27 protein-coding genes are annotated in these 24,141 nt (G+C 65.1%); 25 read left to right on the plus strand and 2 right to left on the minus strand.

Translation table 11 applies throughout. The features are described 5' to 3' along the window. Nucleotides 1-444 precede the first annotated feature (444 nt). The 25 genes from fliL (at nt 445) to CTR55_RS09655 (ending at nt 22,192) form a co-directional block, all read left to right on the plus strand. Nucleotides 445-966 (plus strand): flagellar basal body-associated protein FliL, encoded by a 522-nt coding sequence (gene fliL / locus CTR55_RS09535; RefSeq protein WP_296285695.1) that lies wholly within the window; start codon nt 445-447, stop codon nt 964-966. A 9-nt stretch (nt 967-975) separates the two neighbouring features. Further along, entirely contained in the window at nt 976-1,947 is a 972-nt protein-coding gene (fliM, locus tag CTR55_RS09540) for a flagellar motor switch protein FliM (RefSeq protein WP_296285696.1), read from the plus strand. 22 nt (nt 1,948-1,969) lie between these two features. Then, complete coding sequence (fliN, locus tag CTR55_RS09545) at nt 1,970-2,440, plus strand: flagellar motor switch protein FliN (protein WP_296285697.1); 471 nt, start codon at nt 1,970-1,972, stop codon at nt 2,438-2,440. Between the two features lies 1 nt (nt 2,441). Beyond that, a complete protein-coding gene (gene fliO / locus CTR55_RS09550) occupies nt 2,442-2,939 on the plus strand; it encodes a flagellar biosynthetic protein FliO (protein ID WP_296285698.1) in 498 nt (165 codons plus the stop codon). A 23-nt stretch (nt 2,940-2,962) separates the two neighbouring features. Beyond that, a complete protein-coding gene (gene fliP / locus CTR55_RS09555; protein WP_296286505.1) occupies nt 2,963-3,727 on the plus strand; it encodes a flagellar type III secretion system pore protein FliP in 765 nt (254 codons plus the stop codon). A 184-nt stretch (nt 3,728-3,911) separates the two neighbouring features. After that, entirely contained in the window at nt 3,912-4,181 is a 270-nt protein-coding gene (fliQ, locus tag CTR55_RS09560; protein WP_017520291.1) for a flagellar biosynthesis protein FliQ, read from the plus strand. Beyond that, a complete protein-coding gene (gene fliR, locus CTR55_RS09565) occupies nt 4,181-4,957 on the plus strand; it encodes a flagellar biosynthetic protein FliR (RefSeq protein ID WP_296285699.1) in 777 nt (258 codons plus the stop codon). The genes fliQ and fliR overlap by 1 nt, the downstream gene beginning before the upstream one ends. Further along, entirely contained in the window at nt 4,957-6,093 is a 1,137-nt protein-coding gene (gene flhB / locus CTR55_RS09570; RefSeq protein WP_296285701.1) for a flagellar biosynthesis protein FlhB, read from the plus strand. The genes fliR and flhB overlap by 1 nt, the downstream gene beginning before the upstream one ends. Nucleotides 6,094-6,171: 78 nt before the next feature. Next, entirely contained in the window at nt 6,172-6,603 is a 432-nt protein-coding gene (locus tag CTR55_RS09575) for a hypothetical protein (RefSeq protein ID WP_296285703.1), read from the plus strand. Nucleotides 6,604-6,611: 8 nt separating this feature from the next. Next, complete coding sequence (locus CTR55_RS09580; RefSeq protein ID WP_296285705.1) at nt 6,612-7,004, plus strand: hypothetical protein; 393 nt, start codon at nt 6,612-6,614, stop codon at nt 7,002-7,004. A gap of 42 nt (nt 7,005-7,046) precedes the next feature. After that, on the plus strand, nt 7,047-9,170 hold the full coding sequence (gene flhA / locus CTR55_RS09585) for a flagellar biosynthesis protein FlhA (RefSeq protein ID WP_296285708.1): 2,124 nt from the start codon (nt 7,047-7,049) through the stop codon (nt 9,168-9,170). Between the two features lie 37 nt (nt 9,171-9,207). After that, nucleotides 9,208-10,518 carry a flagellar biosynthesis protein FlhF gene (gene flhF, locus CTR55_RS09590; RefSeq protein ID WP_296285709.1) on the plus strand — a complete coding sequence of 437 codons (1,311 nt, stop codon included), beginning with the start codon at nt 9,208-9,210 and terminating at the stop codon, nt 10,516-10,518. 164 nt (nt 10,519-10,682) lie between these two features. Further along, nucleotides 10,683-11,510: a flagellar synthesis regulator FleN gene (gene fleN, locus CTR55_RS09595; protein ID WP_017520297.1), complete on the plus strand. Its 828-nt coding sequence runs from the start codon at nt 10,683-10,685 to the stop codon at nt 11,508-11,510. Further along, nucleotides 11,507-12,256: an RNA polymerase sigma factor FliA gene (gene fliA, locus CTR55_RS09600; protein WP_296285710.1), complete on the plus strand. Its 750-nt coding sequence runs from the start codon at nt 11,507-11,509 to the stop codon at nt 12,254-12,256. Before fleN ends, fliA begins: the two co-directional genes overlap by 4 nt. Before the next feature lie 197 nt (nt 12,257-12,453). Beyond that, on the plus strand, nt 12,454-12,828 hold the full coding sequence (locus CTR55_RS09605; protein WP_085988857.1) for a chemotaxis response regulator CheY: 375 nt from the start codon (nt 12,454-12,456) through the stop codon (nt 12,826-12,828). An 18-nt stretch (nt 12,829-12,846) separates the two neighbouring features. Continuing rightward, nucleotides 12,847-13,629: a protein phosphatase CheZ gene (locus CTR55_RS09610; protein ID WP_296285712.1), complete on the plus strand. Its 783-nt coding sequence runs from the start codon at nt 12,847-12,849 to the stop codon at nt 13,627-13,629. Nucleotides 13,630-13,660: 31 nt separating this feature from the next. After that, nucleotides 13,661-15,868 (plus strand): chemotaxis protein CheA, encoded by a 2,208-nt coding sequence (locus tag CTR55_RS09615; RefSeq protein ID WP_296285713.1) that lies wholly within the window; start codon nt 13,661-13,663, stop codon nt 15,866-15,868. Between the two features lie 71 nt (nt 15,869-15,939). Next, nucleotides 15,940-17,061 carry a chemotaxis response regulator protein-glutamate methylesterase gene (locus tag CTR55_RS09620; protein WP_296285714.1) on the plus strand — a complete coding sequence of 374 codons (1,122 nt, stop codon included), beginning with the start codon at nt 15,940-15,942 and terminating at the stop codon, nt 17,059-17,061. Then, entirely contained in the window at nt 17,061-17,801 is a 741-nt protein-coding gene (locus CTR55_RS09625; RefSeq protein WP_296285716.1) for a flagellar motor protein, read from the plus strand. Before CTR55_RS09620 ends, CTR55_RS09625 begins: the two co-directional genes overlap by 1 nt. A gap of 13 nt (nt 17,802-17,814) precedes the next feature. Then, on the plus strand, nt 17,815-18,696 hold the full coding sequence (gene motD / locus CTR55_RS09630; protein ID WP_296285717.1) for a flagellar motor protein MotD: 882 nt from the start codon (nt 17,815-17,817) through the stop codon (nt 18,694-18,696). A gap of 49 nt (nt 18,697-18,745) precedes the next feature. After that, on the plus strand, nt 18,746-19,534 hold the full coding sequence (locus CTR55_RS09635) for a ParA family protein (RefSeq protein WP_296285718.1): 789 nt from the start codon (nt 18,746-18,748) through the stop codon (nt 19,532-19,534). Between the two features lie 112 nt (nt 19,535-19,646). Next, nucleotides 19,647-20,570, plus strand: a complete 924-nt coding sequence (locus CTR55_RS09640; RefSeq protein WP_296285720.1) for a CheW domain-containing protein — start codon at nt 19,647-19,649, stop codon at nt 20,568-20,570. Nucleotides 20,571-20,643: 73 nt separating this feature from the next. After that, entirely contained in the window at nt 20,644-21,123 is a 480-nt protein-coding gene (locus tag CTR55_RS09645) for a chemotaxis protein CheW (RefSeq protein WP_138520549.1), read from the plus strand. A gap of 49 nt (nt 21,124-21,172) precedes the next feature. Continuing rightward, nucleotides 21,173-21,532, plus strand: coding sequence for a DUF2802 domain-containing protein (locus CTR55_RS09650; protein WP_296286506.1), 360 nt, complete (start codon nt 21,173-21,175; stop codon nt 21,530-21,532). A gap of 162 nt (nt 21,533-21,694) precedes the next feature. Beyond that, nucleotides 21,695-22,192 carry a hypothetical protein gene (locus tag CTR55_RS09655; RefSeq protein WP_296285721.1) on the plus strand — a complete coding sequence of 166 codons (498 nt, stop codon included), beginning with the start codon at nt 21,695-21,697 and terminating at the stop codon, nt 22,190-22,192. Nucleotides 22,193-22,198: 6 nt separating this feature from the next. Here CTR55_RS09655 and CTR55_RS09660 read toward each other — a convergent pair whose 3' ends face one another. Together CTR55_RS09660 and CTR55_RS09665 are read right to left on the minus strand one after the other, a co-directional pair. Further along, nucleotides 22,199-22,540: an EscU/YscU/HrcU family type III secretion system export apparatus switch protein gene (locus CTR55_RS09660; RefSeq protein ID WP_296285722.1), complete on the minus strand. Its 342-nt coding sequence runs from the start codon at nt 22,538-22,540 to the stop codon at nt 22,199-22,201. Continuing rightward, the gene (locus CTR55_RS09665; RefSeq protein WP_296285723.1) at nt 22,537-24,138 is read right to left on the minus strand and encodes a flagellar hook-length control protein FliK; all 1,602 of its coding nucleotides are present in this window, start codon (nt 24,136-24,138) and stop codon (nt 22,537-22,539) included. The genes CTR55_RS09660 and CTR55_RS09665 overlap by 4 nt, the downstream gene beginning before the upstream one ends. Between the last annotated feature and the right edge of the window lie 3 nt (nt 24,139-24,141).

Below are 24,141 nucleotides of genomic sequence, written 5' to 3' on the forward strand. Positions count from 1 at the left end.
CGAAGAGCGGTCACGTCGGCCTGGCTGTAGGAGCGAGCTTGCTCGCGAACCGCCTCAACACCGGTTCTATCCGGCGCTAGAGGGGCCTGTTCAGTGTCAAGCGAAACGCCGTGCCAGCCGGCAGCGCCGGTCTGCTCCCTCTCCCTTCAGGGAGAGGGCTGGGGAGAGGGTGTAAGCCCGAGCGCCAGGTTCAACTCGTTCGCGAGCGAGCTCGCTCCTACGAAGAGCGGTCACGTCGCCTGGCTGTAGGAGCGAGCTTGCTCGCGAACCGCCTCAACACCGGTTCTATCCGGCGCTGAGGAAAATTCTTACTCCTCCCCGTGACATCCGCCTTCTAGTCTGTAATATCCGCGGCTGCGCCAGCAGGACATTCCCAAACTGGCACAGCCTTTGCTGCTACCCCGGTATCAGCGCATTGCGCCGGAATAGTGACGGATAATTGGCATGGCCAAGAAAGAACAGACGCCTTCTCTCCCCGATGGTCAGGAGCCCGGCAAGGGCAAGCTGAAGCTGATCATCATCATCGTGCTGGCCTTCCTGCTGGCGGTGGGCGCGTCGGTGGGCGGTACCTGGTTCTTCCTGAATAAGAGCGCCAAGCCCGACGAGGTCGCAGCCAAGACGGCGGAACATGCCGAGCCGACGAAGAAGCAGGCGGTGTACGAGATCCTCGCGCCGTCCTTCGTGGTCAACTTCAATCAGAACGGCCGCCAGCGCTATCTGCAGGTAGCCGTCGCCCTGATGGGCCGTGACCAGGCGCAGATGGATGCGCTACGCGAGCAGATGCCGCTGGTGCGCAATCAACTGGTGATGCTGTTCTCCAGTCAGAATTTCGACACGCTGGTGACGCCGGTCGGCAAGGAGATGCTCCGTCAGCAGGCAACCGCCAGCCTTCAGGAACTGGCGAAGAAGGCGACCGGTCAGTTGACCGTGGAGCAAGTGCTTTTCACCAATTTCGTATTGCAGTAGGTACCCGCCATGGCCATGCAGGATCTACTTTCCCAGGACGAGATCGACGCGCTGTTGCACGGCGTCGACGACGGCGTGGTGGAAACCGAGTCCGACGTCGAGCCGGGGGCGATCAAGTCCTACGACCTGACCAGTCAGGACCGTATCGTCCGGGGGCGCATGCCGACCCTGGAGATGATCAACGAGCGGTTCGCCCGCTACACCCGCATCAGCATGTTCAACCTGCTGCGCCGCTCGGCGGATGTCGCCGTGGGCGGTGTGCAGGTGATGAAGTTCGGCGAGTACGTGCACTCGCTGTACGTACCCACCAGCCTCAACCTGGTGAAGATGAAGCCGCTGCGCGGCACCGCGCTGTTCATCCTCGACGCCAAGCTGGTGTTCAAGCTGGTGGACAACTTCTTCGGCGGTGACGGTCGTCACGCCAAGATCGAGGGCCGCGAGTTCACCCCCACCGAATTGCGGGTGGTGCGGATGGTCATCGAGCAGGCATTCGTCGACCTCGCCGAAGCCTGGCACGCGGTGATGCCGATTGCCTTCGAGTACGTCAACTCCGAGGTGAACCCGGCGATGGCCAACATCGTCAGCCCCAGCGAAGTGGTGGTGGTCTCCACCTTCCACATCGAACTGGATGGCGGCGGTGGCGACCTGCACATCACCCTGCCGTACGCGATGATCGAACCGATCCGCGAGATGCTCGACGCCGGCTTCCAGTCCGACGTGGACGACCAGGACGAGCGCTGGATCAACGCCCTGCGCGAAGACATCCTCGATGTCAGCGTGCCGCTGGGCGCCACCGTCGTCCGCCGCCAGCTCAAGCTGCGCGACATCCTGCACATGCAGCCCGGCGATGTGATCCCGGTGGAGCTGCCCGAGCACATGATCATGCGCGCCAACGGCGTGCCTTCCTTCAAGGTCAAGCTGGGTTCGCACAAGGGCAACCTGGCTCTGCAGATTCTCGATCCGCTCGTGCGCCCGCGCTGAGCGAATCCCCAGAGGACCCACCATGTCTGACGAAGAAAACGTAACTCCCGAAGAACAGGCGCTGGCCGACGAGTGGGCCGCGGCGCTCTCCGAATCGGGTGACGCCAACCAGGACGACATCGACGCGCTGATGGCCCAGGGCGGCGCCACGCCAGTGGCTCCGGCCGCGCCGCGCGCGCCCATGGAAGAGTTCGGCATGGCGCCCAAGGCGCCGACCATTGCCGGCCTCGAAGGCCCCAACCTGGACGTGATCCTGGACATTCCGGTGACCATCTCCATGGAGGTCGGCCACACCGACATCAGCATCCGCAACCTGCTGCAGCTCAACCAGGGCTCGGTGATCGAACTCGATCGCCTGGCCGGCGAGCCGCTGGACGTGCTGGTCAACGGTACGCTGATCGCCCACGGCGAAGTGGTGGTGGTGAACGAGAAGTTCGGCATCCGCCTCACCGACGTGATCAGCCCCAGCGAACGCATCAAGAAGCTGCGCTGACATGGCCCGCCTGCTCGCGAGTCCCCGCCTGCTCGTTAACCTCTGTGCCCTGCCGTTGCTGGGGTTGTCCCTCTTCGCCCTGGGCGAGGAAGCGGCCAAGGCGCCGGCCTCCAACCCGGCCATCGTCCACGCCAGCTCCACGCCGAACCTCATCACCGGTAGCGCCGGCGCGCAGCTGATGCAGTTGCTGCTGGGCCTGGTGCTGGTGGTCGGGCTGATCTTCCTGCTCGCCTGGCTGGTGCGCCGGGTGCAACAGGTTGGCCCGAAGAGCAACCAGGCGATCCGCCTGATCTCCAGCCAGGCCCTCGGCCCGCGCGACCGCCTGGTGCTGGTGCAGGTGGGCGAGGAGCAGGTGCTGCTGGGCCTGACTCCCGGCCGCATTACTCCGCTGCACGTCATGCGCCAGCCGGTGCACGCTGCCGAATCGGAACCGGCGCAGCCGGAATTCGCCCAGCGCCTGCTGGAACTGCTGAACAAGGACAAGGGCCGCCCGCAGTGACCCGCTCGCCGAACCTTGCCGTGCTGATCGACGTCCTCAGGCGAGCCGCGCCGCTGCTACTGGCCTTGCTGGCGCTGGTGGCGCCGCAGGCCTTCGCCGCCGATCCGACGCAGCTGACGGCGATCACCGTGACCACCAATCCGCAGGGGCAGCAGGAGTACTCGGTCAGCCTGCAGATCCTGCTGATCATGACCGCGCTGAGCTTCATCCCGGCGTTCGTCATGCTGATGACCAGCTTCACCCGGATCATCATCGTCTTCTCCATCCTGCGCCAGGCGCTGGGCCTGCAGAGCACGCCATCGAACCAGATCCTGGTAGGCCTGGCGCTGTTCCTGACGATGTTCGTGATGGCACCGGTGTTCGACAAGATCAACGCCACCGCTCTGCAGCCTTACCTCAGTGAGCAGATTCCCGCCCAGGAGGCGCTCAGTCGCGCCGAAGGACCGATCAAGGCTTTCATGCTGGCGCAGACCCGGCAGTCGGACCTGGAGCTGTTCGTGCGCCTGTCCAAGCGCACCGACATCCAGAGTGCCGAAGCCACGCCCCTGACCATCCTGGTGCCGGCGTTCGTCACCTCGGAGTTGAAGACCGCGTTCCAGATCGGTTTCATGATCTTCATTCCGTTCCTGATCATCGACCTGGTGGTGTCCAGCGTGCTGATGGCGATGGGCATGATGATGCTCTCGCCGCTGATCATTTCATTGCCGTTCAAGATCATGCTGTTCGTCCTGGTGGACGGCTGGGCGCTGATCATCGGCACGCTCGCCGGCAGTTTCGGGACGGTGTAGCGATGCCCGACTGCTCGGCCGGAACAACAGCTCCCGGTGACTCCGCAGGATGGCGTGGAGCGCAGCGATACCCATCGAGTACTCCGCAGATATCGCCGATGGGTATCGCAAGCTTCACCCATCCTACGCACAGCACACTGCTACCCTCGCCACTCCTGCGTGCCGGGGCGAAAGAGGACTGACCATGACCCCCGAAGTCGCCGTCGACCTGTTCCGTGAAGCGCTCTGGCTGACCGCCATGATCGTCGCCATCCTGATCGTCCCCAGCCTGCTGGTGGGGTTGCTGGTGGCGATGTTCCAGGCCGCCACGCAGATCAACGAGCAGACCCTGAGCTTCCTGCCGCGCCTGATCGTGGTGCTGCTCACCCTCATCGTGCTGGGGCCCTGGCTGATTCGGCAGTTGATGGAGTACACCCAGACGCTGATCACCAGCATCCCCACGCTGATCGGCTGATGCTTGAACTCAGCAATGCGCAGATTGGCAGCTGGATCGGGTCCTTCCTGTTCCCGCTGTTCCGCATCGCCAGCCTGCTGATGGTGATGCCGATCTTCGGCACCCAGTTGGTGCCCACCCGAGTGCGTCTTTACCTGTCCCTGGCGATCGCCGTGGTGCTGGTGCCCAGCCTGCCGCCGATGCCGCAGGTCGATGCATTGAGCATGAAGGCCATGTTCCTGATCGGCGAACAGATCCTCATCGGCGCCATGCTCGGCTTTGCCCTGCAGCTGATGTTCCACGCCTACGTCATCGCCGGGCAGATCATCTCCATGCAGATGGGCCTGGGCTTCGCCTCGATGATCGACCCTACCAACGGCATCTCGGTGCCGGTGCTGGGGCAGTTCTTCACCATGCTGGTGACCCTGCTGTTCCTCGCCATGAACGGCCACCTGGTGGTGTTCGAGGTGCTCGCCGAGAGCTTCGTGACCCTGCCGGTGGGCGAGGGGCTGTCGGGCAATCACCTGATTACCGTCGCCGGCAAGCTTGGCTGGGTGATCGGCGCCGGGCTGATCCTGGCGCTGCCGGCGGTTACCGCGCTGCTGGTGGTCAACCTCGCCTTCGGCGCCATGACCCGCGCCGCGCCGCAGCTGAACATCTTCTCCATCGGCTTCCCGCTGACCCTGATCATGGGCTTCATCATCGTCTGGATCGGTAGCGCCGATATCCTGTCGCAGTACCAGTCGCTCGCCAGCGAGGGGCTGCAACTGCTTCGCGAACTCGTGAGGGCCCGCTGATGGCCGAGAACGACAGCAGCGAAGACAAGACAGAGGAACCCACCGAGAAACGGCGCCGGGAGGCGCGCGAGAAAGGCCAGCTGCCGCGATCCAAGGAGCTGAACACCCTCGCCGTGCTCGTGGCTGGCGCCGGTGCGCTGCTGATGTATGGCGCCAACCTGGCCGACGCGCTGATGCGCCTGATGCGTAGCAGCTTCGAGCTGGACCGCGCCACGCTGATGAACAGCGAGAGCATGCTCAACCTGCTGGCGGCCGCGGCGAAGATCGCCGGTGACGGCGTCTGGCCGATCCTCGCGGTGCTGCTGGCGGCAGCGCTGATCGGGCCGGTGTCGCTGGGCGGCTGGCTGTTCTCGGCCGAGGCGCTGGCGCCCAAGTTCAGCCGGATGAACCCGCTGGAAGGGCTCAAGCGCATGTTCTCCGTGCGCTCGGTGGTGGAGCTGTCCAAGGCGCTGGTGAAATTCACCGTGGTGCTGGCGGTGGCCATCCTGGTGCTCAAGTCCGACCAGGACGACCTGCTGGCCATGGCCCACGAACCGATGGAGCAGGCGCTGATCCACTGCGCCAAAGTGGTGGGCTGGAGTGCCTTCTGGCTAGCCTGCAGCCTGATGCTCATCGCCGCTTTCGACGTGCCCTACCAGCTCTGGGACAACCGCAAGAAGCTGATGATGACCAAGCAGGAGGTCAAGGACGAGTACAAGGACTCCGAGGGCAAGCCGGAGGTCAAGGCCAAGGTCCGCCAGATGCAGCGCGAGATGGCCAACCGGCGAATGATGCAGGCCGTGCCCCAGGCCGACGTGGTGATCACCAACCCGACCCACTTCGCCGTCGCCCTGCAGTACGACCCGGCCGCCACCGGCGCGCCCAAACTGCTGGCCAAGGGCAACGACTTCATGGCGCTGAAGATTCGCGAGATCGCCCAGGAGCACAAGGTCATGGTGCTCGAATCGCCGGCGCTGGCGCGGGCGGTGTATTACTCCACCGAGCTGGATCACGAGATTCCCGCCGGCCTCTACCTCGCCGTGGCGCAGGTGCTGGCCTACGTCTACCAGCTCAAGCAGTTCCGCGCCGGCAAGGGCAAACGCCCCGGGCCAATGCCGGACCTGCCGATTCCGCCGGATTTGCGCCGCGACGAGTGATCGGGTCGGCTGCGCGCGTCGGTGGGTTGTACTAGCATCCGAGGTTCTCACCGCTGCCAGGAGGCACAGAGTAAAGCCATGGAAAGCACTGCCCGCGACCGCCGTATCGCCGTACTCATCCCCGTTGTCTCGCCGCTGCTCCTCTACGTTTCGTTCTGGTCTGCTCCGTTGCTGGTGCTGGGCTATCTCCTGCTCCGGCGCAGAGCGTTACCGCTGGCGCGCGAGGTGATGCTGCGGGTACTGGACCTGCTTCTATCCGTGCTGCTATTCAGCGTGGCTGCCGGCCTGCTGATCGGGTCCCTTGGGGTGGTCGCGCGGGACGGGGAAATCGAGCTGCTCGAACTGGCCAGCCGTGCGCTGATCGGGCTCTTTGGCATTCTGGTCACTGTCTATGCCGTCATCAGCCTCGGTTTCAGTGCCTTCCGTGCCTGGCACGGCCAGTTGCATGACCCGAAGCTGTCGATGGGCGTTCTCCAGGCCCTGCGTGGGCGTCCGCGAACGGCTGCCTGATGAAAACCTTGCTCTTCCTGCTGGGCGTGCCCCTCGCGCTGGCGGCACAGCCTGACGAACCGGCGAACACGGTGGATACCGCCGATGCCGCGCAGGAAGACATCCCATCCGCCATCACCGTTCCCCGCCTGGAAAGCCCGGTCACCGACCTTGCCAGCACCCTCGGCAGCGGCTGGATCGCCTCAATGCAGCGGCGGCTGCTGGCCCTGCCCATCGGCGGCTGCATTGGCGTGGCGTTGCTCTGCCTGCCGTTCGTCCTCGCTACAAGACCTGGAAGCGCAGCCGCGTGGAGTTCGCCATCCGCCTGGCCGCTCTGCGCCAGGCATTTCCACACAGTCGAGAAAGTTGGAACGCTTCCTGCAAAACCCTGTGCGGATGCCCGTTGGGCGTCAAAAGTTTGATCCGGTGGCCGACTCGGCCACCCACGCGCAAGGGAGTTTCGGGTGGATCGTACGCAACTGATCGGCACTGTTCGCAGCAATCTGGTGGGGCTAAGCCGGGGCAACCTCGGCGTGCCGCTGCTGTTGCTCGCCATGCTGGCGATGATGACCCTGCCGATCCCGCCGTTCCTGCTGGATGTGCTGTTCACCTTCAACATCGCCCTGTCCATCGTGGTGCTGCTGGTCAGCGTGTACGCCCTGCGCCCGCTGGACTTCGCCGTGTTCCCGACCATCCTGCTGGTCGCCACTCTGTTGCGCCTGGCGCTGAACGTCGCTTCCACCCGCGTCGTGCTGCTGCACGGCCACGATGGCCACGCGGCCGCGGGCAAGGTGATCCAGGCGTTCGGCGAGGTGGTGATCGGCGGCAACTACGTCGTCGGTATCGTCGTCTTCGCGATCCTCATGATCATCAACTTCGTGGTGGTCACCAAGGGCGCCGGGCGTATCTCCGAGGTGAGCGCGCGTTTCACCCTCGACGCCATGCCCGGCAAGCAGATGGCCATCGACGCCGACCTCAATGCCGGCCTGATCGAGCAGGGCGAAGCGAAGACACGCCGCGCCGAAGTGGCCCAGGAGGCCGACTTCTACGGCTCCATGGACGGTGCCAGCAAGTTCGTCCGCGGTGACGCCGTTGCCGGCCTGCTGATCCTCTTCATCAACCTTATCGGTGGCGTGGCCATCGGCATGGTCCAGCACTCGATGAGCTTCGGCGACGCCGGCAAGGTTTACGCCCTGCTGACCATTGGTGACGGTCTGGTGGCGCAGTTGCCTTCGCTGCTGCTGTCCACCGCCGCCGCGATCATGGTGACCCGCGTTTCCAGCGCCGAGGACATGGGCCAGCAGGTCAACCGGCAGATGTTCGCCTCGCCCAAGGCGCTGGCCATCTCGGCGGCCATCCTGATCGCCATGGGTCTGGTGCCCGGCATGCCGCATGTGTCCTTCATCGGCCTGGGCGGCCTGGCTGCCGCTGGTGCGTACCTGATCTGGCACCGCCAGCGCCAGGCCAGCCAGAAGGCCGAGCAGGAAGCCCAGACCCAGCAGGAACTGCTGCCCGCGCAGCGTGCCGAACAGACCAAGGAGCTGGGCTGGGACGACGTGACGCCGGTGGACATGGTCGGCCTGGAAGTGGGCTACCGCCTGATTCCGCTGGTGGATCGCAACCAGGGCGGTCAATTGCTGGCGCGGATCAAGGGCGTACGCAAGAAGCTGTCCCAGGACCTGGGCTTCCTGATGCCGTCGGTGCACATCCGCGACAACCTCGACCTGCTGCCCAACGCCTACCGTTTGACGCTCATGGGCGTCAGCGTGGCGGAGGCCGAGATCTACCCGGACCGCGACCTGGCGATCAACCCCGGCCAGGTGTTCGGCACTCTCAACGGCATCGCCGGCAAGGACCCGGCCTTCGGCCTGGAAGCCGTGTGGATCGAAGCCTCGCAGCGCGATCAGGCGCAGTCCCTGGGCTACACCGTGGTCGACGCAAGTACCGTGGTCGCCACTCACCTGAACCAGGTGCTGCACAAGCATGCCCACGAGCTGCTCGGCCACGAGGAAGTCCAGCAACTGATGCAACTGCTGGCCAAGACCTCGCCCAAGCTCGCCGAAGAGCTGGTGCCGGGGATGATTTCCCTGTCGACGCTGCTCAAGGTGTTGCAGGCGCTGCTGCAGGAGCAGGTGCCGGTACGGGACATCCGCACCATTGCCGAAGCCATCGCCAACGTGGCGGTGAAGAGTCAAGATCCCGCCGCGATGGTGGCGGCGGTTCGCGTCGCGCTGGCCCGTGCAATCGTGCAAACCATTGTGGGACTAGAGCCGGAGCTGCCTGTGATCACCCTGGAGCCGAGGTTGGAACAGATATTGCTCAATAGTCTTCAGAAGGCCGGGCAGGGCTCCGAAGACGGCATGTTGCTGGAACCCGGAATGGCCGAAAAGCTGCAACGCTCGATGGTTGAAGCGGCGCAGCGTCAGGAGATGCTTGGCAAGCCGGCGATTCTGCTGGTGGCAGGTCCCATCCGCGCGATGATGTCGCGATTCGCCCGGATGGCGGTTCCCACCATGAACGTGCTGGCTTACCAGGAAATCCCCGACAACAAACAGGTCACCATTGTTGCCACCGTTGGGCAGCAGTAGTCGGAAGAATAGATAGAGCGCATCGAGGTCCCAGGCCATGCAGGTAAAACGCTTCTTCGCCGCTGATATGCGTCAGGCCATGAAACTGGTCCGTGACGAGCTGGGCCCGGACGCCTCGATCATCGGCAATCGCCGGGTCGCCGGCGGCGTGGAGCTGACCGCGGCGCTGGATTACCAGGCCCCGATCGCGGCCAGCAAGCCGAACCCTGCGCTGGAGGCCGAGCTGCGCAAGACCCAGGCGACGATCGCCCAGGCCAAGGCCGACCTTTCCACTCCGGCCCGTGCCAGCGAGGGCGTGCGCAAGGACCGTCAAATGTACGGCACCGAAGCGCCGCGCCGCAGCGCCGCCGAAACCCTGGCCGAAGCCATGGCGGCACCGGCCGCCCCGGTAGCTGGCGCCGTAGGCCAGCAGGCGCTGGAAGCCATGCGCTTCGAACTCAATGGCCTGCGTGAACTGATCGAAGTGCAGTTGGGCTCCATCGCCTGGAATCAGCTGCAGAGCCAGCGTCCGAAACAGGCCAACCTGTGGCGCCGCCTGCAGCGCATGGGCCTGCCGGCCGACCTGTCGCGCAAGCTGCTGGAGCGCGTGGCTTCCATTGCCGACCCGAAGCAGGCCTGGCGCATGGTGCTGGCGCACCTGGCACGTTCCATCAACACCCCGGAAACCGACCTGCTGGAGCAGGGCGGGGTGATCGCCCTGGTCGGCCCGGCCGGCATGGGCAAGACCACGACCCTGGCCAAGCTGGCTGCCCGCTACGTGCTGAAATACGGCGCGCAGAGCATCGCGCTGGTGTCCATGGACAGCTTCCGTATCGGCGCGCAGGAACAGATCAAGACCCTGGGCCGCATCCTCAACGTGCCGGTGACCCTGGTCGACCCCGGCCAGTCGCTGATCCAGGCCATGGCGCCGCTGGCGCGCAAGCGTCTGGTGCTGATCGACACAGCCGGCCTGCCCGCCAACGATCCGGCGCTGCGCATGCAGCTCGAAGCGCTGTCGTCGCTGAGCCTGAACGTGAAGAATTACCTGGTGCTGGCTGCGACCAGCCAGAGCCAGGTGCTCAAGGCCGCCTGGCAGAACTATCGTTCCTGCGGGCTGGCCGGGTGCATCCTGACCAAACTGGACGAAGCGGGTAGCCTCGGCGAAGCTCTGGCTCTGGCTATCAGCCAGCATCTCCCGGTAGCCTATCTGGCTGACGGGCCGAAGATCCCGGATGACTTGCAGGTGGCACGCGCGCACCAGTTGGTCAGCCGTGCAGTGAGCCTGCAGTCGCCGGAGGAACCGAGCGAAGAAGCGATGGCCGACCTGTTTGCCGGTCTTTATCAGCAGCCGGTGCGTCGCGCCAGCTGAGGATTGTGAGCCCCGGGTGGGGCGTGGGGCGGCCGGTTGAGCCGCCCAAGCGATGCGGATGCTCTGTCAGAAGATCCGCGAGCACCGGCGGCGGTAGAGCACCGCAGCCGGATTAGCCGAAGCGCCAGAAGCGCGACGGTCGAACGACGAGACAAGGTATTGATATGGGCATGCATCCCGTTCAGGTAATCGCGGTCACTGGTGGCAAGGGTGGCGTGGGCAAGACCAACGTGTCGGTGAATCTGTCGCTGGCGCTGGCCGATCTGGGCCGTCGCGTCATGCTGCTGGATGCCGACCTGGGCCTGGCCAACGTCGATGTGCTGCTGGGCCTGTCGCCCAAGCGGACGCTGGCCGACGTGATCGAAGGCGAATGCGACCTGCGCGACGTGATCCTCCAGGGGCCTGGCGGCATTCGCATCGTTCCGGCGGCCTCGGGCACCCAGAGCATGGTGCACCTCACGCCGATGCAGCATGCCGGCCTGATCCAGGCCTTCAGCGACATCAGCGACAACATCGACGTGCTGGTGGTGGACACCGCCGCCGGCATCGGCGACTCGGTGGTGAGCTTCGTCCGGGCAGCGCAGGAAGTGCTGCTGGTCGTTTGTGATGAACCCACGTCCATCACCGATGCCTACGCATTGATCAAGCTGCTCAATCGCGACTACGGCATGACCCGTTTCCGCGTGCTGGCGAACATGGCCCACAGCCCGCAGGAGGGCCGCAACCTGTTCGCCAAGCTGACCAAGGTCACCGACCGTTTCCTGGACGTGGCGCTGCAGTACGTCGGCGCCATTCCCTACGACGAGTCGGTGCGCAAGGCGGTGCAGAAGCAGCGTTCGGTGTATGAGGCGTTCCCGCGCAGCAAGGCTTCCCTGGCCTTCCGCGCGGTGGCGCAGAAGGTCGACAGCTGGCCGCTGCCGGCCAACCCACGAGGGCACCTGGAGTTCTTCGTCGAGCGCCTGGTGCAACATCCCACGGGTTCGGCCGTATGACCGCGGCCTCCGGAGCGCGTATGTACAGCAAGGCACAGGCGCACAACTCCCAGGAACTGCTGATCCAGAAGCATGCGCCTCTGGTCAAGCGCATCGCCTACCACCTGCTCGGCCGCTTGCCGGCCAGCGTGCAGGTGGAGGACCTGATGCAGGCCGGCATGATCGGCCTGCTGGAGGCTGCCAAGAAATACGACGCCGGCAAGGGCGCGAGCTTCGAGACCTACGCCGGCATCCGCATCCGCGGCGCCATGCTCGACGAGGTGCGCAAGGGTGACTGGGCCCCGCGTTCGGTGCACCGCAATACCCGCATGGTCAGCGACGCCATCCGCGCCGTCGAGGCGCGAACCGGACGTGACGCTAAAGATCAGGAGGTTGCTGCCGAACTCAATATGAGTCTCGAAGATTATTACGGCATCCTCAGCGACACCCAGGGCAGCCGTCTGTACAGCTTCGATGACATGTTGCAGGACGGTGACCAGGGGAGCGGCTTTGTCGAAGACGCTTCGCACCACGAGAACGAGCCGTCCCACGGGCTGGAAGACGAACGCTTCCAGGCGGCCCTGGCCGACGCCATCACCAAGCTGCCCGAGCGCGAGCGGCTGGTGCTGGCCCTGTACTACGACGAGGAGCTCAACCTCAAGGAGATCGGCGAAGTGCTGGGGGTCAGCGAATCCCGTGTCAGCCAGCTGCACAGCCAGTGCGCCGCGCGCCTGCGCTCGCGGCTGGCGGAGTGGCGCGCTCGCTGAGCATCGGGTAGTTTCGCGCCTGCTTGTTCCTAGCGAAAAGTCTGAAGGCATTTTCTTTAGGCAAGTTAGAGGCTTACGAATTTTTGGGTGACGTCCCTTTGACGCACCCGCGGCAAAGAGCGCACGACGCTCGATGAATTGACGGCACGCCCGCCAGGGCGCGTTTGGTATCGATGGAGGCAGGTTTGGACAAGAACATGAAAATTCTCATCGTGGACGACTTTTCCACGATGAGGCGCATCATCAAGAACCTCCTGCGGGACCTGGGGTTCACCAACACCGCAGAAGCCGACGACGGCACCACTGCGCTGCCGATGCTGCACAGCGGCAACTTCGACTTCCTCGTGACCGACTGGAACATGCCCGGCATGACCGGCATCGACCTGCTGCGCGCGGTCCGCGCCGACGAGCGCCTCAAGCACCTGCCGGTGCTGATGGTCACCGCCGAAGCCAAGCGCGACCAGATCATCGAAGCGGCCCAGGCCGGGGTCAACGGCTATGTGGTCAAGCCTTTCACCGCTCAGGTGCTGAAAGAAAAGATCGAGAAGATTTTCGAGCGGGTCGGCAGCTGAGGCTGACAAGAGGGCGTCATGGATTTCAACGAATCCACGGGTGACTTCGAGTCGACCCTGAAAAAACACGCACACGAATTGGTTGAGTGCCTGGAGCAGGGCGACGTGCAGACCGCCGTGCAACTGATCTCCGAGCTCAACCAGGCGCGTGATCGCGGTCTCTACCAGGAAGTGGGCAAGCTCACCCGCGAGCTGCACAACGCCATCGTCAACTTCCAGATCGACCCCAACTCCCCGCGCGCCCAGGAAGTCTCGCAGATCGCCGACGCCACCGACCGCCTGTCCTATGTGGTGACGATGACCGAGAAAGCGGCCAATCGCACCATGGACCTGGTGGAGGAGTGCACCCCGGTGGTCATGCACATCGAGACCCAGGCCAAGGAGTTGCAGGAAGACTGGTCGCGCTTCATGCGCCGCGAGCTGGGCCCCGAAGCCTTCCGCGACCTGGCCAAGCGCGTCGAACAGTTCCTCTACATCAGCGCCCAGGACAGCCGCAAGCTCTCCTCGCACCTGAACGACATCCTGCTGGCGCAGGACTTCCAGGACCTCACCGGGCAGGTGATCAAGCGCGTTACCAAGCTGGTCACCGAGGTCGAGTCGAACCTGGTCAAGCTGGTCTGCATGGCCGGGCAGGTCGATCGCTACGCTGGCATCGAGCATGACCACGAGAGCATGCGCGACGCGGTGGAAAAAGAAAGATCGTCCAAGGGTGAAGGTCCGCAGATTGCTGCCGATACAAGAAAGGACGTCGTATCCGGTCAGGACGATGTCGACGACCTGTTGTCCAGCCTTGGTTTTTAAGCGTCGGTTGACGCTGTAGAGGGAGCACTGAATGAGCTTCGACGCCGATGACGAAATCCTCCAGGACTTCCTGGTGGAGGCCGGCGAGATTCTCGAGCTACTGTCCGAGCAACTGGTCGAGCTGGAAAGCCGCCCGGATGACATGGACCTGCTCAACGCAATCTTCCGTGGGTTCCATACCGTCAAAGGTGGTGCGGGCTTCCTCCAGCTGAATGCGCTGGTGGAGTGCTGCCACATCGCCGAGAACGTCTTCGACATGCTGCGCAAGGGCGAACGCCGCGTGGATGCCGAGCTGATGGATGTGGTCCTGCAGGCGCTGGACACCGTCAACGTCATGTTCCAGCAGGTGCGCGATGCGCAGGAGCCGACCCCGGCCACGCCCGAGTTGCTCGCTGCGCTGTCGCGTCTGGCCGACCCGAACGCCGCTCCTGCCGAAGCTCCCGCCGCGGCCGTTGCCGAGCCCGTCGTGGAAGAAGCCCCGGCCGCTTATGGCGACATCACCGATGCCGAGTTCGAACAACTGATGGATGCCCTCGAACCCGCCGCTGACGCGCCCGTCGCGCCGGTCGGTAGCGGCGGCGACGACATCACCGACGACGAATTCGAAGCACTGCTCGACCAGTTGCATGGCAAGGGCCAGTTCAGCGCTGCTGCCAAGGAGCCCGTCAGCGCAGCTCCGGCACCGGTTGCCGAGACGCCGACCGCGGGTTCTGGTGACGAGATCAGCGACGACGAGTTCGAGGCGCTGCTCGACCAGTTGCATGGCAAGGGCCAGTTCACCGGCGCGAAGGAAGAAGCGGCCACCGCTGCTGCTGTCGAGGCCGCCGCTACTGAGCAGAAGGCCGAGACTGCCCCGGCTGCCGCCGACGACAACATCAGCGACGACGAATTCGAGAAGCTGCTCGACGAGCTGCACGGCAAGGGCCAGTTCACCGGCGCCAAGGAAGAGCCGGTCGCGGCCGCCAAGCCGACGACTCAGCCTGTCGTCGCGCCGGCGTCGAAACCCGTGGCTCCAGTACCGACGGCAGCCGCCAAGCCCGCTGCTGCTGCCGTGGAGAAGCCGGCCAACGAGGCGGAAACCACCGTGCGCGTGGACACCGCCCGCCTGGACGAGATCATGAACATGGTCGGCGAACTGGTGCTGGTGCGTAACCGCCTGGTGCGCCTGGGCGCCAACAGCGGCGACGAGGCGATGGCCAAGGCTGTCTCCAACCTCGACGTGGTCACCGCTGACCTGCAGTCGGCGGTCATGAAGACCCGCATGCAGCCGATCAAGAAGGTCTTCGGCCGCTTCCCGCGCCAGGTCCGCGATCTGGCGCGCAACCTGAAGAAAGAGATCAATCTCGAGCTGATCGGCGAAGAGACCGACCTCGACAAGAACCTGGTCGAGGCCCTGGCCGACCCGTTGGTGCACCTGGTGCGCAACGCGGTGGACCACGGCATCGAAGGCCCGGACGAGCGCGAAGCCGCCGGCAAGTCGCGCTCGGGCAAGGTGGTGCTGTCCGCCGAGCAGGAGGGTGACCACATCCTGCTGTCGATTTCCGACGACGGCAAAGGCATGGACCCGGACGTGCTGCGCGCCAAGGCCGTGGAGAAGGGCCTGCTGGACAAGGACGCGGCCGATCGCCTGTCCGAGTCCGATTGCTACAACCTGATCTTCGCCCCGGGTTTCTCGACCAAGACCGAGATTTCCGACGTCTCCGGCCGTGGCGTCGGCATGGACGTGGTGAAGACCAAGATTTCCCAGCTCAACGGCATCATCAATATCTACTCGGCCAAGGGCCAGGGCTCGAAGATCGTCATCAAGGTCCCGCTGACCCTGGCGATCATGCCGACCCTGATGGTGATGCTGGGCAACCAGGCGTTCGCTTTCCCGCTGGTCAACGTCAACGAAATCTTCCACCTCGACCTGTCGAACACCAATGTGGTCGACGGCCAGGAAGTGGTGATCGTCCGCGACAAGGCCTTGCCGTTGTTCTACCTCAAGCGCTGGCTGGTGCCGGGCGCGCAGCACGACGAGCCGGGCGAGGGCCATGTGGTGATCCTTTCCGTGGGCACCCAGCGCATCGGCTTCGTGGTCGACCAACTGGTGGGCCAGGAAGAGGTGGTGATCAAGCCGCTGGGCAAAATGCTGCAGGGCACACCGGGCATGGCCGGGGCAACGATCACCGGGGACGGCCGCATTGCGCTGATCCTCGATGTGCCGAGCATGCTCAAGCGCTACGCCCGTCGTATCTGACCGCCAGGGGCGGGCCGTGGGATGACCCCGCGCCCGTCCGTGTGATGGAAGACGTTTTTTCAGGAGTGTCTATGGCTGTCAAAGTCCTGGTGGTGGACGATTCGGGGTTCTTCCGCCGCCGCGTCTCGGAGATTCTTTCGGCTGACCCGCAGATCCAGGTGGTCGGCACGGCGACCAATGGCCGCGAGGCGATCGATCAGGCGCTGGCGCTCAAGCCCGACGTGATCACCATGGACTACGAGATGCCGCTGATGGACGGCATCACCGCCGTGCGGACCATCATGCAGCGCTGCCCGACGCCGGTCCTGATGTTCTCCTCGCTGACCCACGAGGGCGCGCGGGTGACCCTGGACGCGCTGGACGCCGGCGCCGTCGATTACCTGCCGAAGAATTTCGAAGACATCTCGCGCAACCCGGACAAGGTCCGCCAGTTGCTGTGCGAGAAAGTCCATACCATTGCCAAGAGCAACCGTCGCTTCGCGGCTTATTCGTCCTATTCTTCCAGCGCCCCGGCCGCTGCGCCGAGCGCTGCCGGCAGCATCTCTCGCCCTGCCACTGCGCCGACTGCGCAAGGCGGCAGTCACGCACCCGCCGCCACCGCGCCGACGACCTCCGCTGCCCCAAAGCGTAAGCCCTACCGGCTGGTAGCCATCGGCACGTCGACCGGTGGGCCGGTGGCGCTGCAGCGGGTCCTGACCCAGCTGCCTGCCAACTTCCCCGCACCCCTGGTGCTGATCCAGCACATGCCGGCGGCCTTCACCAAGGCCTTCGCCGAGCGCCTGGACAAGCTCTGCAGGATCACCGTCAAGGAAGCAGAAGATGGTGACATCCTGCGCCCTGGCGTGGCCCTGCTGGCCCCCGGCGGCAAGCAGATGATGGTCGACGCTCGCGGCGCGATCCGCATCCTGCCCGGTGACGAACGCCTCAACTACAAACCCTGCGTTGACGTGACCTTCGGCTCCGCCTCCAAGGCCTATGGCGACAAGGTGCTGGCGGTGGTCCTCACCGGCATGGGCGCCGATGGCCGCGAAGGGGCGCGCATGCTCAAGCAGGGCGGCGCCCAGGTGTGGGCACAGGATGAAGCCAGCTGCGTGATCTACGGCATGCCCATGGCCATCGCCAAGGCGGGCCTGGCCGATGCGGTGTACAGCCTGGACGACATCGGCCGTCACCTGTCCGAGGCCTGCGGCTGATGGATGTCCTCAGCCTGGTCGGCCTGATTCTCGCGATGGTTGCCATCATTGGTGGCAACTTCCTCGAGGGCGGGCACGTCGGTGCCCTGGCCAATGGCCCGGCGGCACTGATCGTGGTCGGCGGCACGCTGGCTGCCGCATTGCTGCAAACCCCGGTGGCGGTACTCAAGCGCGCCCTGACCCTGCTGCGCTGGATGATCCTGCCGCCCAAGCTGGACCTGGTCGGCGGCATCAACCATGTGGTTGGCTGGAGCATGACGGCGCGCAAGGAAGGTCTGCTGGGCCTGGAAGCCGTCGCCGACGCCGAGCGCGACCCCTATGCGCGCAAGGGCCTGCAACTGCTGGTGGACGGCGCCGAGCCCGAAGCCATCCGCAGCATCCTCGAAGTCGACCTGTACAACCAGGAGAGCCGCGACCTGGCGGCCGCCAAGGTATTCGAAGCCATGGGTGGCTACTCGCCGACCATCGGCATCATCGGCGCGGTGATGGGCCTGATCCATGTGATGGGCAACCTCGCCGACCCCAGCCAGTTGGGCAGTGGTATCGCCGTGGCCTTCGTCGCCACCATCTATGGCGTGGGCCTGGCCAACTTGCTGCTGTTGCCCATCGGCAACAAGCTGAAAAGCGTCGTCTTGCGCCAGTCGTGCTACCGCGAAATGCTGATGGAGGGGCTGCTGTCCATCGCCGAAGGCGAGAACCCGCGCTCCATCGAGTTGAAGCTGCAAGGCTTCGTCGGCTGAGGAGGGGATGCGCATGCCTCGCCGTCGGCGCCACGAGGAACACGAAAATCACGAACGCTGGCTGGTGTCCTACGCGGACTTCATCACCCTGCTGTTCGCCTTCTTCGTGGTGATGTACTCGATCTCCTCGATCAACGAGGGCAAGTACAAGATCCTCTCGGAAACCCTGACCGGCGTGTTCAACCAGCCGGACCGCTCGATCCGCCCGATTCCCGTTGGCGAGGAGCGCCCGCGTACCGCGCAGCCGGACCAGTCGCTGAACGAGCCGCAGGACGAGGGCCAGGCCCAGGGCAACCCCGATAGCCTGCAGCAGATCACCGAGAGCGTGCGCCAGGCCTTCGGCGACCTGATTTCCACCGATCAGCTGTCGGTGCGCGGCAACGAGTTCTGGATCGAGATCACCCTCAATTCCAGCCTGCTGTTCCCCAGCGGCGATGCGATTCCCAATGACGCCGCCTTCGCGATCATCGAGAAGGTCGCCATGATTCTGGCGCCTTACCGCAACCCGGTGCACGTCGAAGGCTTCACCGACAACGTGCCGATCCACAATTCGCAGTACCCGACCAACTGGGAACTGTCGGCGGCCCGCGCCGCCAGCATCGTCCGCATGCTCGCCCAGGACGGCCTCGACGCCGGTCGGCTGGCGGCGGTGGGCTATGGCGAATTCCAGCCCGTGGCGGACAATGCCACGGCGGATGGCCGCGCACGCAACCGCCGGGTGGTGCTGGTGATCTCCCGTAACCTGGAGGTGCGCCGCAGCATCAGCGGCGTGGGTAGCGGCAAGGCGCAGCCGGACCCGGTACTGCGGCATGCTGGCACGCAATCTGCACCAGTGATAGCCAGCGAGGCGCCCGCGAGCGGCGCCGTCAATTCTTCGTCATCGGCAGGGGACTGAACGACATGATGACCCTGATCCGACTCACGGCCTGCGGGGAGCCAGCACTATGAAAGTCTGGGCGGTAGCCAACCAGAAAGGTGGCGTCGGCAAGACCACCTCCTCCATTGCCTTGGCGGGCCTGCTGGCGGACGCCGGCAAGCGTGTGCTGATCGTCGACCTGGACCCCCATGGCTCGATGACCAGCTACTTCGGCCATGACCCGGACACCCTGGAGCACAGCGTGTTCGACCTGTTCCTGCACCAGGGCAACGTGCCCGAGGGGCTGCCCCGGTCGCTGCTGCTGCCCACCAGCCACGAGAACATCCGCCTGCTGCCTTCGAGCACCGCGCTGGCCACCCTGGAGCGCCAGTCGCCGGGGCAGAACGGCCTGGGCCTGGTGATCGCCAAGAGTCTGGCGCAGCTGTGGCACGAATTCGATTACGCGATCATCGACAGCCCGCCGTTGCTGGGCGTGCTGATGGTCAACGCGATGGCGGCCAGCCAGCACCTGGTGATTCCGGTGCAGACCGAGTTCCTCGCCCTCAAGGGCCTGGAGCGCATGGTCAACACCCTGAAGATGGTCAACCGCTCGCGCAAGCAGGCGCTGCCGTTCACCATCGTGCCGACCCTGTTCGACCGCCGCACCCAGGCCTCCCTGGGCACCCTGCGGGTGCTGCGTGACACCTACCCGGATACGCTCTGGCAGGCTTTCATTCCGGTGGATACCAAGCTGCGCGACGCCAGCCGCCTGGGCATGGTGCCCTCGCGCAATGACAGCAACAGCCGCGGCGTGATCGCCTACCGTGCGCTGCTCAAGCATCTGCTGGCCCATGTGCCGGCGAGCCAGGTAGCCTGAAGATGCTGTTGCTGAAGAAGGCCGGCCTGAACAAAAGAATCCGACGGATGCGTTCAAGTCCTGTGCGCCCGCTGCCGATAGGCTGGACAGTCACCTTGCGCGGTCATCCCTCATGAGTCGTTCCGCTACCGCCACGCGCCCCCAGCTCGCGCTGCAGTCCTACCTGGACGCGCTGCTGCAGGAGGCCACTTTCGAAGACTTCGCGCCGGAGCCGGTGGCGCAGCCTGTTGCCGCGCCCGTTGTTCAGGCTCCGGTCGCCCCGGTGGCACTGGTCGTCAGCGAGCCAGTCGTGCCGCTGACCGCCGAGCCCCAGACGGCGGTGGTTCAGACCTCGGACATCAGCGTCAGCCTCGATGAGTTCGAGGCCGCCGTGCTCGAGGAGCAGGTTCGCGATGCGCGCCTCAACGTTGCCGTTCGCGCGCCGGTCGCCAAGGCCCCGGTTATCGAGCCGCCGGTTATCGATGACCCGGCCGTTGATGAGCCGCCGGTGCAGATTGGCCAGGTCATCGACCTGCACCAACCTGGCAGCGCCGAGATGCCTGTCGCGCCGCTGAAGCTGCTCGACGATGGTCGCCCGGTGTGGGCTGCCGAACCCTTCGAGTGCCTGCTGTTCGACGTTGCCGGGCTGACCCTGGCGGTGCCGCTGGTGTGCCTGGGCTCGATCTACCCGCTGGCAGGGCACGACCTGACCCCGCTGTTCGGCCAACCGGACTGGTTCCTCGGCATCCTGCCGGGCCAGAACGGCAACCTGAAGGTGCTCGATACCGCGCGTTGGGTGATGCCCGAGCGTTACCGCGACGATTACCGCGAAGGGCTGCAATACGTGATCTCCGTGCAGGGCTACGAATGGGGGCTGGCCGTGCACCAGGTCAGCCGTTCGGTGCGCCTGGACCCGTCCGAGGTGAAATGGCGCAGCCAGCGCCAGCAACGCCCGTGGCTGGCCGGCACGGTGATCGACCAGATGTGCGCGCTGCTCGACGTCTCGGCCCTGGCCGAACTGATCGCCAGCGGCGCCGCCAAGCGCCTGCAGCCCTGAGGCTGGGCCACCACTCAATTGAACGAAAACCTCTGCGCCGCAGGCGGCGTGGAACCAGAAGAGGCGAGGGGATATGAAGAAAACGTCAGCGCAAGGTGCCGAAGATCCGATTCTGCAGTGGGTCACCTTCCGCCTGGACAACGAGACCTACGGCATCAACGTGATGCAGGTCCAGGAAGTGCTGCGCTACACCGAGATCGCTCCGGTCCCCGGCGCCCCGAGCTACGTGCTGGGCATCATCAACCTGCGCGGCAACGTGGTCACCGTGATCGACACCCGCCAGCGCTTCGGCCTGGACCCGGCGCCGGTCTCGGACAACACCCGCATCGTCATCATCGAAGCCGACAAGCAGGTGGTGGGCATCCTGGTCGATAGCGTCGCCGAGGTCGTCTACCTGCGCCAGTCCGAGATCGAGACCGCGCCCAACGTTGGTAATGATGAGTCGGCGAAGTTCATTCAGGGCGTCTGCAACAAGAACGGCGAACTGCTGATCCTGGTCGAGCTGGACAAGATGATGACCGAGGAAGAATGGTCGGAGCTGGAGAGCATCTGAGGTGCTGATCGCTCTGGTGGTACTGGGGGTTGCCTGCGTTGGCCTGGCCATGGCATGCGTATGGCTGTCCGGCCGGCAGCGCGCGCAGGAAGCGCAGACGGTGCTGCTGGAAAAACAGCTTGCGGCGTTCGAGCAGCGCCTGAAGGATGCGGGCAAGCGCATCGAGTCCTACCAGCAGGTCAACATCCGCATGGGCGAAGAGCTGCGCGAGCTGAACAAGCAGGTCGCGCCGCTGCCCGAGCGCCTGGTGCGCATCGAGCAGCGCGACCCCACCAGCCTGTCCTTCAGCCAGGCGGCGCGTCTGGTTGGCATGGGCGCGAGCCCTGAAGACCTGACCCAGAGCTGTGGCCTGTCCCAGGCTGAAGCCGAGCTGGTTGCTCGCCTGCATCAGGGCAAGGCGCGGGACTGAGCCCGCGTCGAGGCCTGGAGTACGCTGTTCTCCCCACTTCTGCCGTTTATCGGGATTCCTTGCTTGTAGGAATTTCACTACCGGCAATTAGGACTCGTCTGATAAGAAAAGTGGCAAGTCGTCGCTAAATTGGCCTCGTCAATATTTCCCGAGGCTATCGATATGGCGACCATTTCCCACCGGGCCATGGTGCTGTGCTCGCATCCCGGCAGGCTGCTGAACTACAGCGTGCTGCTCAACCGCCTGGAGTTCTATCACCTGAGTCTGTGCCTGAACCTCGACGAGGTGCGCAAGGCGCTGGCCAGCCGGCAGCGCTACAGCCTGTTCATCCACGACGATTTTCGTCCGGGCGCGGGCGAGCTGCTCAGCCTGAAGGCGCTCAGCCAGAGCAACACCTTCCGCCAGTTCCTGCTGGTCGGACACTACAGCGCCGAGGAAAAGAGCGGCCTGATGCAGTGGGCCTGGGCCAACCGCGTGCCGTTGCTGGATGTGCTGGACAAGCCGGTATCGCTGGCGCAACTGCGCGAAGTGACCAGCAGCATGGTGCTCTACCACAGCGAGGATGAGCGGCCGATTCGCTCTTCGGTGCGCGAATTCCATGATTACGCGCCTTCCGGTGATCACCTGTCCTGCCTGACAGGCAGTGACTGCCAGCGCTGATCGGCTTCAGTCGGGGTGGGGCGTCGGTCGTTCCAGTAGCCGCGGAGCATCGCCTTCCTGTGGGCTGGGTCGATTGTTCAGCGGGCTCTTGCCCTTGAGGTGCCAGGCAAAGGCGATGATCTCTGCGAGGGTGCGATAGAGCGCCTCGGGGATCGCCTCGCCTAGTTCCAGTCGCGCCAGCAGGCGCACCAGGTCGGCGTTCTCGTAGATCGGCACTTCGTGGTGGCGGGCAATGGCGAGGAGGGTCTCGGCCAGTTCGTCGTCGCCCTTGGCCGTCAGCGTCGGGGCATTCTGGCCGTCGTAGTTGAGGGCGATGACCTGGCGCGGCGGTGTCTTCTGCTTCTTCATGCGGTCTCATCCACCCAGCGCTGTTCCACCGCGGTACGCGGGCCCTGGGGCGGCTTGCCCTGGCTGCAGGACAGCTCGCCGACGGTCAGGCCGGCATCGTTCAGGCGCTGGCGCAGGGTGCCCAGTTCGCGGTCGATCAGGCTGGCGGTGCTGGCCTGCTCGGCCCACATCTGGCTGGCGATGCTGCCGTGGGCGAGGGTGGCCTGGACCTGCAGCGGGCCCAGCGGTTCGAGATCGAAAGCCAGCTCCACCCGCCAGAGCGTGTCCTGTTGCTGTGGGTCGCGCTCGCTGGCAGGCTTTTCTTCCTGCTGAATGCGTACCTGCAAAGGCACCAACTGGTGCTGTTGGCGCAGGGGGATTTCCATCTGCCAGGTATTGAGCAGGGTGCCGTCGGGCAGTACTTCGCTCTGCGAGAGACTGCTGAGCTGGTGTGTCTGCAGGCGCGAGACGGCGGCCGCGGCCAGCTTGAGCAGGGACTCCAGGTCGCCTTCATTCTCCAGTTGGTGCGCCAGCCGGCTGGGCAGCGGGAAGCTGGCTGGCGGGGGAGTACGCCCGCCGGCCTGCCCCAGCACGCCCAGGGCGTTGCGGACGAAGGCCGGCAGCGACTGCGCCAGGTTGCTGGCCCCGGCCAGGGCGTTGCCGGGCAGGTTGCCGAGTACGCCGGCGGCAGTGCCGTTCTGGGTGGCCGGCAGCAGTTGGGCGATCAGCCGCAGCAGGTTGGCCTTGAGGTCCTGCGGCAGCGCTTCGGCGCCGCGCAATAGCTGGGCTTCGAGGAAGGCTCCGCTGTGTTGCAGGGCCTGGGCGACGCCTTTGGCGTCGCTGAGCTGGCGGACATCGGGGAGGGCGGCGAGCAACTTGTCCACAGCCTGGTGCAGCTCGGGCGACATCGACTGTCCGCGACCTGCGCCTTGCAGCGCGTTGAACAGACCCTCCAGCGAACCCTGGCGGCTTTGCTGCGCGGACAGCTGGTTGTTGAGGATGAGTTGGTCCAGGCGGGTGTCCAGCGGCAGGAACTGCAGGGCCTGCTGGCTCTGTACGCGGGCGCTGAGCAGGCTGCCCTGTGGCAGCGGGTTGGGCGACTCGATGCTCAGTTGGCGCCCCGCCAGCGGCGTATTGAGCAGCGTCACCAGCACCTTGTAGACGGCCTGCTCGGCCTTGCCCTGGGCGAGCAGCTGGCTCGCGTCGATCTTGCCCTGGATCAGCGTGCCCACCGGAAGCAGGTTGAGGTCGAGGCTGCCCAGCGGCCCCTGGCGACCTCCCGCACTCAACTGGGTGAGGCTCGTCTGATTGATCAGGGTGGCGGTGAGTTGGGTCTGGTTCAGCGCTGCGAGTTCCAGGGTGCTGCCCTTGGGTAGCGCCTGCTGGCTGTCCGCAACCACCAGAGCCTGCTGGCCGCTGGCCATGGTCAGGCGCAGCAGCAATTGGAAATTGACTGGGGTCTCGCGTACCGCGAGCACTTCGGCGCTGGCTTTTTCGCCGGGCGGGATCAGGTCGCCCAGACTCTGCGCGAGCTTGAGCGTCAGCTCGGCCGCGCTCTGCGTGTTGCGCAGCGACGGCGTAGGCGGTAGCGGGCGGGAAGCGCCAATTTCGCTCGGCATCGG

Origin of the sequence: Pseudomonas sp. (assembly GCF_002796985.1) — a bacterium.
In the GTDB taxonomy this organism is placed as follows: Bacteria; Pseudomonadota; Gammaproteobacteria; order Pseudomonadales; family Pseudomonadaceae; genus Pseudomonas.